At 61.9% G+C, this 14616-nt stretch carries 9 protein-coding genes; all 9 read left to right on the top strand.

All coding sequences use genetic code 11. The features are described 5' to 3' along the window. Nucleotides 1–91 precede the first annotated feature (91 nt). The 9 genes from FX984_RS01375 to FX984_RS01335 all read left to right on the top strand — a co-directional run bounded on the left by FX984_RS01375 (nucleotide 92) and on the right by FX984_RS01335 (nucleotide 14615). Complete coding sequence (locus tag FX984_RS01375) at nucleotides 92–1324, top strand: acyl-CoA dehydrogenase family protein (protein WP_146476430.1); 1233 nt, start codon at nucleotides 92–94, stop codon at nucleotides 1322–1324. 56 nt (nucleotides 1325–1380) lie between these two features. Beyond that, nucleotides 1381–3147 (top strand): ABC transporter ATP-binding protein, encoded by a 1767-nt coding sequence (locus tag FX984_RS01370; protein WP_146476431.1) that lies wholly within the window; start codon nucleotides 1381–1383, stop codon nucleotides 3145–3147. Continuing rightward, the gene (locus tag FX984_RS01365) at nucleotides 3140–4978 is read left to right on the top strand and encodes an ABC transporter ATP-binding protein (protein WP_146476432.1); all 1839 of its coding nucleotides are present in this window, start codon (nucleotides 3140–3142) and stop codon (nucleotides 4976–4978) included. The genes FX984_RS01370 and FX984_RS01365 overlap by 8 nt, the downstream gene beginning before the upstream one ends. Nucleotides 4979–5179: 201 nt before the next feature. Beyond that, nucleotides 5180–6331: an LLM class flavin-dependent oxidoreductase gene (locus tag FX984_RS01360; RefSeq protein WP_065941391.1), complete on the top strand. Its 1152-nt coding sequence runs from the start codon at nucleotides 5180–5182 to the stop codon at nucleotides 6329–6331. A gap of 20 nt (nucleotides 6332–6351) precedes the next feature. Further along, nucleotides 6352–7425: an ABC transporter substrate-binding protein gene (locus FX984_RS01355; RefSeq protein ID WP_146476433.1), complete on the top strand. Its 1074-nt coding sequence runs from the start codon at nucleotides 6352–6354 to the stop codon at nucleotides 7423–7425. Nucleotides 7426–7513: 88 nt separating this feature from the next. Continuing rightward, entirely contained in the window at nucleotides 7514–8572 is a 1059-nt protein-coding gene (locus FX984_RS01350; RefSeq protein WP_146476434.1) for an aliphatic sulfonate ABC transporter substrate-binding protein, read from the top strand. Nucleotides 8573–8908: 336 nt separating this feature from the next. Beyond that, nucleotides 8909–11149: a TonB-dependent receptor gene (locus FX984_RS01345; RefSeq protein ID WP_065941388.1), complete on the top strand. Its 2241-nt coding sequence runs from the start codon at nucleotides 8909–8911 to the stop codon at nucleotides 11147–11149. A 68-nt stretch (nucleotides 11150–11217) separates the two neighbouring features. Next, on the top strand, nucleotides 11218–13683 hold the full coding sequence (locus FX984_RS01340) for a TonB-dependent receptor plug domain-containing protein (protein ID WP_146476435.1): 2466 nt from the start codon (nucleotides 11218–11220) through the stop codon (nucleotides 13681–13683). A gap of 170 nt (nucleotides 13684–13853) precedes the next feature. Next, nucleotides 13854–14615, top strand: coding sequence for an ABC transporter permease (locus FX984_RS01335; RefSeq protein ID WP_146476436.1), 762 nt, complete (start codon nucleotides 13854–13856; stop codon nucleotides 14613–14615). The last annotated feature ends 1 nt before the right edge of the window (nucleotide 14616 follow it).

The following is a 14616-nucleotide window of genomic DNA, read 5'->3' as shown; positions in this document are numbered from 1 at the left end:
CAACCTCCCCGTAGCAGCCGGCTGGCCGGCGATGTTCGTCAACGATGACGCACAGCCATAGGGGGAACGGGGCAAACCAAAGGATGAATGAATGACAACGTATGAACAGGCGCCCGTCCGCCACCTGCACAGCGAAGCCGAGGCCATCGCCGCCGCCAGAGAAATCGCTGTGGAGATCGCCAGCATTGCCGCCGACACCCAGCAAAATGGCCAACTGCCCTGGCGCCAGGCGCAATTGCTGTCCGAAAGCGGCATCACCGCCATCGGTGTACCTAAGGCCTTCGGCGGCCTGGGCGCATCGGTGCAGACAATCGTCGAAACCGTGCGCATCATTTCGGTGGCCGACGGCGGCGTCGGGCAATTGCTGCAAATCCACAATGTGATGCTGCGCGGGATTTTCAACGGTTACCCGAATGCGGTACGCGATCGGCTGGTCAGCGATGTCCTGGCTGGCAAGCGTTTTGGCAACGCCCTGGCCGAGGTAGGCGGCAAGAACAAGTTCGCCCTCAAGACCCGCGTCGAACGCCGTGAGGACGGCGCCCTGGTGCTCAATGGCAGCAAGTTCTACTCCACGGGCTCTTACCTGGCCGAATGGATCTCTCTCACGGCCGCCTCGGATGACGGCGGTGCCGGCGTACTGCTCAACCGCAACACGCCAGGCCTGACCCTGGTGGACGACTGGGACGCCTTCGGCCAGAACAACTCGGTGAGTGGCACGGTGAACTTCGACAATATCGTGCTGGATGAGGATTTTGTTTCACGCCGCAAGGGCCCAATGAAGCGTACGGGGTTGACCTTCCCGCAGATCCTTCACGCGGCCATTGATACCGGTATCGCGGCCGGCGCGTTGTCGGCTGCCGTCGACTACCTCAAGCACAACGCTCGGCCTTGGGTGGAAAGCGGCGTAGACCATGCCAATGAAGAGCCGCACATCATCAAACAGATTGGCGAATACGCCGTGGCCCTGCGCGCCGCTGAGTCCCTGCTGCGCGATGCGGCACGGATATTTGACCGCCATGAGCAAGACCCGGAAAACAAAGAGCTGCAAGACGAGCTGATCCTTTCGGTGGCCACTGCCCGCGCCCATTCGGACAGCGCCTCGCTGAAGATCTCCAGCGATATCTTCTCGCTGCTGGGGGCCAGTTCATCGCTGAGCAAATGGAACCTCGACCGCTTCTGGCGCAATGCCCGGGTGCACACCACCCACGACCCGATCCGCTGGCGCCTGCACCATGTGGGCAACTACTACCTCAATGGCGTGGACCCCGGTGAATACACCGCGATCCTCAACGCCAAGGAAACCCAGGGCGCTACGCGCAAATAAATCACCGTAGGGTGTTGTGTGTGCCCCTATACGCCGTTTATGCCAATGAGCTTTTCATGATCGAACGACACCCTCTTCTACGCAGCCTGGCGATCTATAGGGAAATGCCCTGGCGATTCATCCTGGTGGCGGCGCTGTACGTGGCCATCAACCTGGGCCTGGTCTGGCAGCAATGGCTGATCGGCCATGCAGTCAATGACGTGAGCGCCGGGCGTGCCGTGGTACGCCTCGGCGACGGCAGCCTGGATGCCGGCCTTGGCTGGTACTGGCTGGGCCTGATGCTGGCCGTCGCCCTGGGCCGTGGCGTGATGCAATACATCGCCAGCGTGTTGTCGCTGGTGATCAGCCAGGAACTGCTGACGCGCCTGCGCGAACGCATCCTGGCCCAGGTGCAAAGCCTGCACATGGGCTATCACTGGCAGCACGGCATGGGTGAAATGATCACCCGCACCACCCGTGATGCCGACAAAGTCCGCGATGCGTTGATCACCTTCTGGCGGCAGTTGGTAGAGACACCGCTGGTGGTGCTGGCCACGGTTGGCCTGCTGGGCTGGTACAACCCGCTGCTGGGGCTGGTGCCGCTGTTGCTGACGGTGACCGGCTTGGCGATTTTCGTGCGCCAGACCGAACAGCTGGTGAGCCTGGATCGCGCGGTCGGTAGCGCCTATGACCGGGTCAACCAGGACCTCAGCGAAGGTATTGGCGGCGTGCGGGTGATCAAATCGTTCGCCCTGGAACAGCAGCGTATCCAGGGCTTTGCCGATCAGGTGGCGGTGTTTGCTACGTTGGCGCGCCAGGCCCTGGCTTATTCCAGCTCACGTATTCCGCTGCCCCAGGCCGTGGTGGCGCTGGGTCACGTGTGGATTCTGGTATACGGCGCACACCTGGTGGCGACCGGTCAACTGGGAATCGGCGAATTGGTCACTTCGCTGCTGATCGCCACCACCCTGGTATTTCGTATAGAGGGCATCGGCCGGGTAATGCAGACCTTCGCCGATGCCCGCGCCAGCGCCGAACGCATCTGGCAACTGCTGGACGCCCCCGCCGCGATCCGCAGCGGTGCTGCCACCCTACCCGCCAGCCCGCTGGGACTGAAGCTGGAACAGATCAGCGTGACCGCGCCCGGTGGTGGTCGCGACATTTTGCACGGCTGTTCGCTGACCTTGCAGCCGGGTGAAATCGTCGCGCTGGTGGGCGCAACCGGTACCGGTAAGAGCCTGCTCGCCAGCTTATTGCCACGCCTGAGCGATGTGACCGCCGGGCGCCTGTTGCTCGGTTCGGACAACGACGGCTGGCAGGACATCCGTAACCTGCAACTGGGCCCGCTGCGTCAGCGAGTGCATGTGGTACCCCAGGAGAGTTTCCTGTTTGCCGGCAGCCTGGCGGCCAACCTGCGCCTGAGCGCGCCTGATGCCACCGACGAAGAACTGCACGAAGCGTTGCATCAAGCCGCTGCTGAAGATGTCTTGCAGCGCCTGCCCCAGGGCCTTGAAACCCCGCTCGGCGATAGGGGCGTGACCTTGTCCGGCGGCCAGCGCCAACGCCTGTGCCTGGCCCGGGCGCTGCTCGGCAAACCCGACATCCTGTGCCTGGACGACGCCACCAGCGCCCTCGACGCCATCAGCGAGCGCCAGGTGCTGCACAACCTGCGAAACCTGCGCGGCACCACGGTGCTGGTGATCTCCAGCAAGCTCTCGACCATCCTGCTGGCCGACCGCGTGCTGATGCTGGACGACGGCAGGATCACCGCCCAAGGCACCCATGCTGAACTGCAATCAACCAATGCGCACTACCGCGACCTGCTGGGGATAGACCATGGCTAACCCGCTGCCAGGCAAAGCCTTGAGCGATATCGAAATCGAAGAAATGCTGGCGAAAAAGGCCCTCGATCGTGGCATGTTCAAACGCTTGCTGCCGTTACTGCGACCGATCCGACGGCAGATTGCGGCTGTCATCGGCCTTGAGATCCTACTGGTGTTCACCGTGTTCCTGCGGCCCTGGTTTGTGCGCGAGCTGCTGGACCGAGGGTTGATCCGGCAAGCCGATCACTGGCTGCTGGATGAACACCTGGTGCTATGGCTGGGCCTGGGCCTGGCGACCAGTTGGCTGGCGCGTTTCCTGCTGGCCGGGGTCTCGCAGTTTGTTGCCGGCGGCGCGGCGATCCGCGTGTTGAATGCCTTGCGCGTGCAGGTGTTTGCCCATGTGCAGAACCTGAGCGTGAGCTATTTCGACCAGACCCGTGCAGGGCGCATCATTTCCCGGGTCGACCGCGATGTCGACGCCCTCGAACCGCTGGTGATCCAGGGTCCGCCGGAATTGCTGGGCGCCGTGCTGCGCTGCGGCCTGGCCTCGGTAATGCTCTGGCGCATCGACCCACGGTTCTTCCTCAGTCTGGTGGCGACAGTGCCATTGCTGGTGCTCGCGACATGGAGCTTCAAGCGTATTTCCCAGCGCAACTGGGCCAAGGTCGCGGAGAACCGCAGCCGCTTTACCGCGCACTTGGTGGAAAGTGTCAGCGGTGCGCGCTTGCTGCAACAGTGCGCCCAGGAGACACCGAACCTGCAGCGCTATCGCGTGCTGCTGGATGATTTCAACCATGCGCTGATTCGCGGCAGTTTGCGCTCGTCGTGGTTTGCACCGTTTACCGCACTGCTCAGTTCAGCAGGCATCGCGCTGTTATTGCTGGTGGGTGCGTATGGGCTGGCGGCGGGTGACGTCAGTGTCGGCCAGGTGGCAGAAAGCCTGTTCTACGTGTTTCTGTTCCTGGGGCCATTGCAGGAGCTGTCGGACCTGTTTGAACGCTACGCCACGGGTTCGGCGTCGGCCCAGCGGATCTTCCTGTTGCTTGACACGCGCCCGCAGATCGTCGACAGCATTACCCCCCGCGCATTGGAGCGCGCTCGTGGAGAAGTGCAGTTTGACCAAGTGGAGTTCGGTTATGGTCAGGCGCCCGTCATCAAAGGCTTGAACCTGCATATTCCAGCCGGGGAAGTGCTGGCGATCGTCGGCCCGTCCGGCCACGGCAAAAGTACCTTGGTGCAACTGCTGACACGCTTCTACGAAGTCCAAGCCGGCGCCGTGCGACTCGACGGCATCAATGTGCGCGACCTGGCGCAACACACCTTGCGTCGCCATGTGGGCGTGGTGTTGCAGGACAATGTATTGTTCAGCGGCAGCATTCTCGACAACCTGCGCCTGGCCGCGCCCCATGCCGATGAGGCAACGCTGGTCGCCGCTGCCCGTGAACTGGGCGCCGATGAAGTGCTGGAACGCCTGCCCCATCAATACCACACTGAAGTAGGGCCGCTGGGTGCACATCTGAGCCATGGCCAGCGGCAACTGGTGTGCCTGGTGCGCGCGTACCTGGCGGACCCGGCGGTGCTGGTACTGGATGAGGCGACGTCGGCGGTGGATATTCATACCGAACGGCGTATCCAACAGGCCTTGCGACGCCTGTGTGAGGGGCGCACGGCAATCATCATCGCCCACCGCCTGGCAACCATTCGGGATGCCGACCGGATTGCCGTCGTACGCCACGGCCAAGTGGTGGAACTGGGGCCACACCAGCAATTGATCGCACAGGCCGGGCCCTATGCAGCGCTGTACCACACCTACCTGCGCAGCGCCCATCAACCTGACGCCATCGCCCTGTAGGAGCCGGCGTGCCGGCCCCCTGAAAGCCTATGTTGCGCGTCCAGCATTGGTTGCTGGGAGGCTGCTGCTACAGCAGCAGCCCTCTCCTGCTGAAGTGCGGTTGCCCCCGTAGCCATTGGCCGAAGCGCCCATGGCATGCACGTTGCACAGACCTTGCGCATCAGGTCTGCGCCCCTTGCACGACTCAAATCAGGAGCACCCATGAGCACTGAATTTTTCTGGCGCCTGCCGTTGGGCACCGACGGTCCGCAACTGACCACCGACAAACACAACCGTGGCAACCCCGACTACCGACCTGGCAATATCGCCCCGGGGCGATTACCCAACGGCGAGCCGGATGACTTCACCTACATCGACTACATCGCCCAAGTGGCCAAGGCCGCCGAACTTGCAGGTTTTGAAGGCGCCCTGCTGCCCACTGGCCCCGAGCCCTGGATCGCCGCTGCAGCGCTGGCCCGCGAAACCCGGCGCATCAAGTTCCTCATCGCCTTCCAAGCCACCTGGACCCTGCCCGCCTACGCCGCGCAGCAAGCCGCGATCCTGCAGAACCTCAGCCGTGGCCGCCTGGAGTGGAACATCATCACCGGCGGTAACCCCGCGAGCCAGCGCGCCAATGGTGATTTCCTCGAACATGACCTGCGCTACAAGCGCACCGGCGAATTCCTGGACATCATCCAGGGCCTGTGGAAGAACGAAAAATTCTCCTACGACGGTGAGATCTACCAACTGGAAAACGGTGCCCTGCCCACCGGCCTGCGTCATGAGCGCAAGCCAGGAGTTTATTTCTCCGGATTCTCCGATGCTGCGTTGGGCGTTGCCGCCAAACACGCCGACGTGTACCTGAATTGGGCCGAGCCCATCGACAAGCTCAAGCCGCATATCGAGCGCGTACGCGAGTTGGCTGACAAACAAGGGCGCACGGTACGTTTCGGCCTGCGGGTCGACCTGTTCGCCCGTGAGACCGAAGAGCTGGCCTGGAAAGACCTGCGACGCCAATTCGACAAACTCGAAGGCAAGACCAGTACGGTTGCCAAAGGTTTTACCAGCGGTTCGGATTCAGTCGGCGGCGCGCGGCAGACCGCCTATCACCAGAACGTCGACCGCTTCGACGACCTGACCATCGGCCCCAACCTCTGGGCTGGTTTCGCCAAGGCCAAGCCGGGACCCACCGTCGGCCTGGTGGGCAGCCACGAAAACATCGCCGAGCGCCTGGTGGAATACCGCGACGCTGGCTTCTCGACCTTTATCCTTGCCGGCAACCCGCACCTTGAGGAAGCCTTGCGCATTGGCCAGGAAGTATTGCCGCTGGTGCACCAACGCCCGGCGATCCAACCTTTGAAAGCCAGCGCCTAAGCGCTGGGGGAGAACCTCTGATGACACAACCCCTCGACACTCTCTGGTATACCCGTTGTCCTGTGCCAACCGGGCTGGGCATCGCCGTACAAAAGGGCTGGTTGCAAGACACCGTCGGCGCCTTGGGCACCGAGGTGCAGTCCCTGCGCGAATCGAATGACAAGGCCGTGCGCGAGTCGCACTTCGACCACACCTTGCAGAACTCGGTGCGCCATGGCGGCAATATCCCGGCGATCTGGGCCCGCGCCCAAGGCCGTGAAACCCGGGTGATCGGCTTGTCCTGGGCGGATGAAGTGCAACTGATCCTGACCCGCCCGGACAGCGGTATCAAGACCGTCAAGGACCTCAAGGGCCGCACCTTCGGCTTGCCAGACTGGGCCGGCGTTCAAATCGACTTCACCCGCGCCCAGGCCCTGCGCGGCCTGGAAAACGCGCTGTCGCTGGAAGGCTTGAAAGTCGGCGATGTGAAGCTTGTCAACTTCCGCTACGGCGGTACCTTCAGTGACAGCGCCGTGCGCAATGTGGCCGGCACGCCGGTCAACACCCAGGTCAGCGCGCGCAACCTGGAACTGATCGGCCTGCTGCGCGGCGAGGTGGATGCCATTTTCCTCAAAGGCGCCAGCGCCGCCCAGCACGCCCATGATTTCGGCCTGCATATCGTGATCGATACCGGCGCCCACCCCGACCCACTGATCCGCAGCAACAACGGCACACCGCGCACGCTGGCGGTCGACCTGAACCTGCTGGAGAACCATTTTGACGTGGCCACCGGCATCCTCGACGCGGTGCTGCGCGCCGAACAGTGGGCCCGTACCCACCCGGAAGACACCCGCCGTTACCTGGCGCGGGAAACCAACAGCAGCGAGTATTGGGTGACAGCCGCCTATGGCCAGGACGCGCACCGGCGCCTGCGTACCGAGCTGGATGAACAGGCGATTGCCGCCCTGCAGGACTTCACCAACTTTTTGCACCGCTGGCGCTTTATTCCACAGGCCTTCGATGTGCGTGAATGGATCGATGCACGGCCGTTGAACACTGTACTCAACGACAACGCCAACCCTGCAGGAGCTGGGTTGCCAGCGATGGCCTCCTAATGATCACGGCATCATTCACGGGCGCCATCGCCAGCAAGCCGGGCTCCTGCAATGTGCGAACATTTCATGGATTTGAACGAAGAATTTTATGAGCAAACCACTCGATACTCTCTGGTATACCCACAGCCCGGTCCCCACCGGGCTTGGCATCGCGGTGCAGTCCGGGCGACTGGCCGAAGCCTTCCTGCCCTTTGGCACCAATATCCAATCGTTGCGCGAATCCACCGAGCGGGAAGTGCGCGAAGCCCACTATGACCATCACCTGCAGAATTCGGTGCGCCACGGTGGCAATATCCCGGCGATCTGGGCCTACGCCAGTGGCGTCGACACCCGCGTGCTGGGCTTGTCGTGGAGCGACGAGGTGCAGTTGATCCTCACCACCGCAGAGAGCGGCGTTAAGAACGTACGCGACCTGAAAAACCGCCGTTTCGGTCTGCCCAAGTGGGCCAACGTACAGATCGACTTCACGCGTGCCCAGGCCCTGCGTGGCCTGGAAAACGCACTCAAACTTGAAGGTTTGAACGTGTCGGACGTGGAACTGGTGGATTACCCCTATGGCGGGACCTACAGCGACAACCAGACCTCCTATGTGTATGGCCCTGAAATCGGACTGGGGGTGAGCCGCTTCAGCCGGCGCAACAATGAACTGATCGGCCTGCTGCGCGGCGATATCGACGCGATCTTTCTCAAGGGCGCCCACGCTGTGCACTTGGCCAATGAGTTCGGCTTGCATGTCGTGGTAGATACTGGCTCGCACCCTGACCCCTTGATCCGCAGCAACAACGGCACGCCGCGCACCCTCACCGTGGATATCAACCTGCTGCAAGAGCATTTCGATGCCAGCGTGAAAATCGTCGATACCGTGCTGCGCACCGAGCAATGGGCCTGGGCCAACCCGGATGAAACCCGGCGCTTTCTCGCCAAAGAACTCAATACCAGTGAATACTGGGTCACCGCCGCCTATGGTGAAGACGCGCACCGTCGACTGCGGACCACGCTGGACTCGCGCTCGATCGATGCGTTGCAGGACTTCACCGACTTCCTGTTCCGCTGGAACTTCATCCCGCGTCGCTTCGATGTACGCGACTGGATCGACTTCAGCGTGCTGGAAAAAGTCATCGGTTCCACTTCCCGCGTCGCTGTTTAGTCCGCCCCTACCTGGAGGCGCCCGGCTTGCCGGCGATGGCGCCGGTGAAAACGCCAGCGCCGGCAAGCCGGGCGCCTACAATTAATGTGTGATCAGTGCCAGCGGTGTTGGCCTGGCAACACTTCCCCTGCTGCTCCAGCAGCACCCTGCGCGCACTTTCTGCTGAATCCTCCGCAGGCCGTTTTCACGCCCCTTGAAAGCGTTATGAAACTCAGCCTTATATAATTTTTTTATGATTAAAATCATAAGCTTATGGCTATGTATCAACACTGAAATCCTCTTGGCACGATCTCTGCTCTAGCCCCTTCAAGGACACACTTTCCGGGGGAGACTGCAATGCATAAAATCAATCCGATCACCAAGGGCCTGTGGCTCGCTTTGCTCGTCGCCGGCAGCACGCACGCCGCTGAAGACGACGCCAGCAAGACCGAGCCGTCACTCAAGACCGTGACCGTCACCGCGCAACACCGCGAGCAAACCCTGCAAGAGGTTCCGGTGGCGGTATCGGCGGTCCAGGGCACCAGCATCGTCGCCGATGGCGTACGTAACATGGGCGACATCACCACCTTCATTCCCAACGCCTCGGCCAAGAACCCCGACGGCGACGGCCGCCCGCGCTGGTACATCCGCGGGCTGGGCACCGGCGACACCGGTGCGGCCACGGTTTACCCAGTAGGCATTTATGCCGATGACGTGTACCTGAACGCACCGATTGCCGGTGGCGGCCCGCTGTGGGACCTGGAGCGCATCGAGATCCTGCGCGGGCCACAGGGCACGCTCTACGGCAAGAACACCACGGCCGGCGCGGTGAACATCATCTCGAAGAAACCGACGTTCGACACCGACGGTTTCGGCACCATCGGCTTTGGCAGCAAGAACGAACGCATCCTCAGCGGCGCCCTCGGCGGTGCCCTGGTGGATGAGAAACTCGCCGCGCGGATCTCGCTGTACTCCGAAGAGCGCGACGGTTTCCAGAAGAACCTGGTGGACGATCACACCTACGGTGACGTGAACAAAAAGGCCGTGCGCCTGCAGTTCTTCGCCCAGCTCAACGACGACCTGGACGCGCTGTGGAAGATCCACAGCCGCGAGTTCAAGGGCGATGGCGCCAACGGTGCGCTGACCCTGGGCCGCTATTACAACGTGGGCTACCAGCGGCCGGCCGGGCGCGATATCGCGCTCAATGTGAAAGACGATTCCAAGCTCAATCACGACGGTACTTCGCTGACCCTTAACTGGCACCTGGGCGACTACACCCTCACGTCCATCAGCGCCTATGACTATATTCGCGGCCAGTCCAGCAGTGACGGCGACTACACGCCGTACGAGGTCAACGGGACCTCCACCGCAGACAACAAATACGCTCAGTATTCCCAGGAAATCCGCCTGGCCTCGCCCCAGCAGGAAACCCTGCGCTGGCTGGCGGGTGCGCACTATTTCCATGAAGATCTGGATAGCACCGCCGGGCGTTTTATCCAGCCCGGCCCGACCCCCAATGGCACAGGTTCGAACCAGATTGGGGGCGCCACGGATTTTCGTGACCTGAGCTACGACCATAATACTGACAGCTACGCGCTATTCGGCAACCTGACCTACGACTTCACCGACAACTTCAGCGTGACCGGTGGCCTGCGTTGGACCCAGGAAAAGAAAGACATCGACCTCAGCCTGACCCAGTTGACCCGCGCCACCGCCAACGGCCCATTGATCCCGCTCGCCGCCGCCGGCAGCAACGGCAATCGCCAGGAGGATAAGACCTGGGAAGCCTGGACCTACGACCTGACCCCGGAATACCGCATCAACGACAACGTGCGCGTGTTTTTCCGCTACGCCCATGGCTTCCGTTCCGGCGGTTTCAACACCGGGTTGTCCACCAGCCTGTCGCAACTGACCACGGTAGACCCGGAACAACTCGACGCCTATGAGTTCGGCGTGAAGTCCGAGTGGTTCAACCATCGCCTGACCGCCAACGCGAATATCTTCTACTACGACTATTCGGACATTCAGGTGAACCTGCTGACGGTTAACAACGGAGTACTGACAACCGCCTTGACCAACGGCGCCAAGGGTAAGGTCAAAGGTGCCGAGCTGGAGCTGGAAGGCCAACCCACCGACTACCTGCACCTGCGCGCAGCGATCTCGTTCCTGGACAGCGAATACACCGATTTCAAAAACACCAACCCCACCACCGGCGCCGTCACCGGCGACTACAGCGGCAACAGCTTCGTGCGCTCGCCGCGTAATGTGGTGTCCTTAGGCGGCGACTACACCATCCCACTGGAAATCGGCGGCAAGCTGGTGGCGGGGGCGGATGTGAGTTTCCGCGACAAGGAATACTTCCTCGCCGACCGCCAGAGTAGCGCCGACAAGGACCTGAGCCAGCCTCACTACACCTTGGCCAACAGTCGCCTGACCTGGTACAGCACCGACGAAAAACTCAGCGTCACCGGCTTCGTCAACAACCTCACCGACCGCCGCTACCAAGTCCATGGCCGGCCGAACGGTGGCTTGGGCCAGTACGTGATCACCTACGGCGACCCTCGCACCGTAGGCCTGAGCGTGACCAGCCGCTTCTAACCCAACCACACCTCCACTCCCTGTAGGAGCCGGCAAGCCGGGCTCCTACATTCTGAAAGGACCTTTTTATGTTCCAACGCACTCCGTTGGCCGGCGCCATTGCGCTGGTCATGGGCAGCCTTGCCGTGCCTGTCTTTGCGGCAGACGATACGCAGCCCACTGCAAAAAACGATCACCTGGACACCGTAGTGGTACTCGGCACCCGCCGCAGCGACCTGACCGCCCTGCAAAGCGCAGCCCCCGTCGACGTACTGTCCGGCGAGCAATTGCAGCAGACCGGCGCCACCGACCTCTCCGGCGCCCTCACCGCCTTGTCGCCGTCGTTCAACTTCCCACAATCGCCCCAAGGCGCCTTCGGCGGCTCCATCGCCCAGGGCGCTTCGCTGCGTGGCTTGGCGTCGGACCAAGTGCTGGTGCTAGTCAACGGCAAACGCCGTCACAGCAGCGCGAATATCACCCGTCAGAGCCTGGTGAATGGGCGTGGCGCGGCAGCGGTGGACTTGAGCCTGATTCCGTTGAGTGCGATCCAGCGCGTAGAAATCCTGCGCGACGGCGCCGCAGCCCAATACGGCTCCGACGCCATCGCGGGGGTAATCAACATTGTGCTCAAGGAAAACGACGACGGCGGCAACCTGGGCTATCGCTTTGGCGGCTATGACAAAGGCGATGGCCTGCAGCGTAAGCTCAGCGGCTGGAAGGGTTTCACCCTGCCCAACGACGGTTTCCTGACCTTGAGCTTCGACGCCGGCAGCCAGGACCCGGCCAGCGACACCAACCCCGACAACCGGATCTTTTACCCCGGCGATACCAGCGTTAACACGCCCCGCGAGCAGAATAACCGCTACCGCACCTGGCGTTGGGGGGCAGGCAATGTCTCGGACCAGTACAACTTCGTGGCCAACAGCGAGGTCGGCATCGGCGAGAGCCTGACCGCCTACGGCTTCGCCACCTACTCCCACAAGAACACCGACGCCGAAGGCTTCTTCGATCCGCCCACCACCTTGCGTAACAACTACGGCAGTAACGCGTTGGCGCGCTACCCGGACGGCCGCTTGCCGATCACCCGCTACGGCCTGGAGGATTATGCGGTGACCGGCGGGCTGCGCTGGGAGAACGAGCGTCTGGGCAAATTCGACCTGGCGCTCAATCATGGCAACAACACCCTCAAATCCACCGACCGCAATGCGATCAACCCCAGCTACGGCACCAATAGCCCATCGAATATCTACACCGGAGAGCGCGAAAACGACCAGACCAACTTGACCCTGGACTGGGTGCGTGACTTCCCCACCGCCCTGTTGTTCAAGCCGCTGACACTCTCCGCCGGGTTGGCCTGGCGCAAGGAAAACTACCAATTGAGCGCGGGTGAAGCGGCAGGCTGGCAGAACGGCCCGCTGTTCAATACGGCCGACCCGATCACCGGGCGCCGGATTCCCGGTTATTACTCAGGCATCACCCAGGTAGATGCCGCCTCGCTGGATCGCAAGGTACTGGGCGCCTACATTGACGTCGAAGGCCAGATTACCGAGAAATTCCAGGCCGGCGTGGCGGTGCGTACCGAGCACTATTCGGACTTTGGCGACACCACCAACGGCAAACTGTCCCTGCGCTACGACTTCACCCCACAGATCGCCGCACGGGCCACTGCGAGTACCGGCTATCGCGCGCCTTCGCTGGTGCAGAGCGGCATGTCCTCGTTCAGTGTGCAGGTGGTAGAGCAACCGCCGGGCAGCGGCAACTTCGTCGAGGTGCAACAACGTACGTTGCGCGCGAACAGCCCGGAAGCCCAGGCGCTTGGCGGCAAGGCGCTCAAGCCAGAGGAGTCGACCAACTATTCCCTGGGCCTGGTCTGGCGCCCACTGGAAAATGCCTCGGTCACGGTGGACGCGTACCGCATCAACATCGATAACCGCATCACCCTTTCCGACCAGTTACCCGCCAGCGTGGTCACGCCGATCTTTGCCGGTACGCCCTACGCCAATATCCAAAGCGCGGCGTTCTACACCAACGTCGCCGACACCCGCACCGACGGTATCGAGTTGACCGGCAATTACCAGTGGGACCTGCAGCAATGGGGTCGCCTGAACCTGAGCAGTGGCTTTGCCAAGACCGACACCACCATCACCGGCTTGCGCGATGTGGGCAATATCAAGGGTTCGCAGATTGTCGGGCGCAACACACAGGGCCTGATCGAGGAAGGCACGCCGGACACCAAGCTGACCCTTAGCGCCAACTGGATATATGAAAACTGGGGCCTGACCGTGGCCCAGCGCCGCTATGGCGAATGGAAAAGCCTCAATGCCACCAATCCCAGCCTGGATCAAACCTACAGCCCGCAATGGGTGACCGATCTCGACCTGTCGTACACCTTCCACAAAGGCGTAAAAGTCTCGGTGGGTGCGATCAATCTGTTCGATACCCACCCTGACAAATCCGATGGTGCGCAGTTGTACGGCGTACCGAAATACTCCATCACCAGCCCGGAAGGCGCACAGGGCGCGTTTTATTACACCAGCGTGAGCTACGACTTCTGAGGCGGCTGCTGAATGGGTGCTGCCCCAGCAGCACCCCATCACCAATTGCCCGTTTGCCATGAGCTGATCTTACGGGCCTCATCGCCGGCAAGCCGGGTTCCTACAGATGGGTTGGGTTGTGGCACATGTTTTGCGATGGACACGTTGTACTTCGCTGAAAAAGACTTGCCATGCGCATCCATCGATTGTTCACCGCTCTCACCTGGCTGATCTCGCCCCTGGCTTTGCTCGCCGTCTGGACGTGGGTGGCCCATCTCGGGATTTTCCCGCGCAACCTGCTAGTACCACCGGCCCAGGTGCTGCACACCTTCGAAGAACTGCTGGCCAGCGGCGAATTGCTCGAACACCTGGGTAATAGCTTGTCGCGGCTCGGCCTGGGCTTTGGCATTGGTTCACTGTGTGGCTTGGCCTTCGGCGTGCTGATGGCCTTGTCCAAGAACGTCGAGGTGTACTGCGGGCCGCTGTTCCACACCCTGCGCCAGATCCCCAGCATCGCGTTGATACCGATGTTCGTGCTGCTGTTCGGCATTGATGAAACCTTCAAGATCATTATCGTCGCCAAAACCGCGTTCTTCCCGGTGGCACTCGCCGCAGGAGAAGGGGTACGCGGCATTCCGCGCAGTTACTTCGAAGTGGCCGACGTGTACCGCTTGCGCTGGCCGACCTTTGTGCGCCTGGTGGCTCTGCCCGCCGCCGCGCCGCCGATCATCACCGGCTTTCGCATCAGCTTGACCCGTGCATGGGTGGTGCTGGTCGCCACTGAATTGCTGGCGGCCGACAGTGGGCTGGGGCAGATGATCGAGATGGCCCGGCAGATGCTGTGCATCGATGTGGTGATGGTCGGTGTAGTGGTCACCGGGGTGATTGGGTTTGCCCTCGACTATGCCTTTCGCCGTATCGAACAGCGCCTGTTTCGCTGGCAGACCCGCTAGG

The organism is Pseudomonas marginalis (assembly GCF_008692035.1).
GTDB lineage: Bacteria > Pseudomonadota > Gammaproteobacteria > Pseudomonadales > Pseudomonadaceae > Aquipseudomonas > Aquipseudomonas marginalis.
Note: the sequence above shows the minus strand (reverse complement) of the source record. Positions and strands in the feature narration are given on the sequence as shown.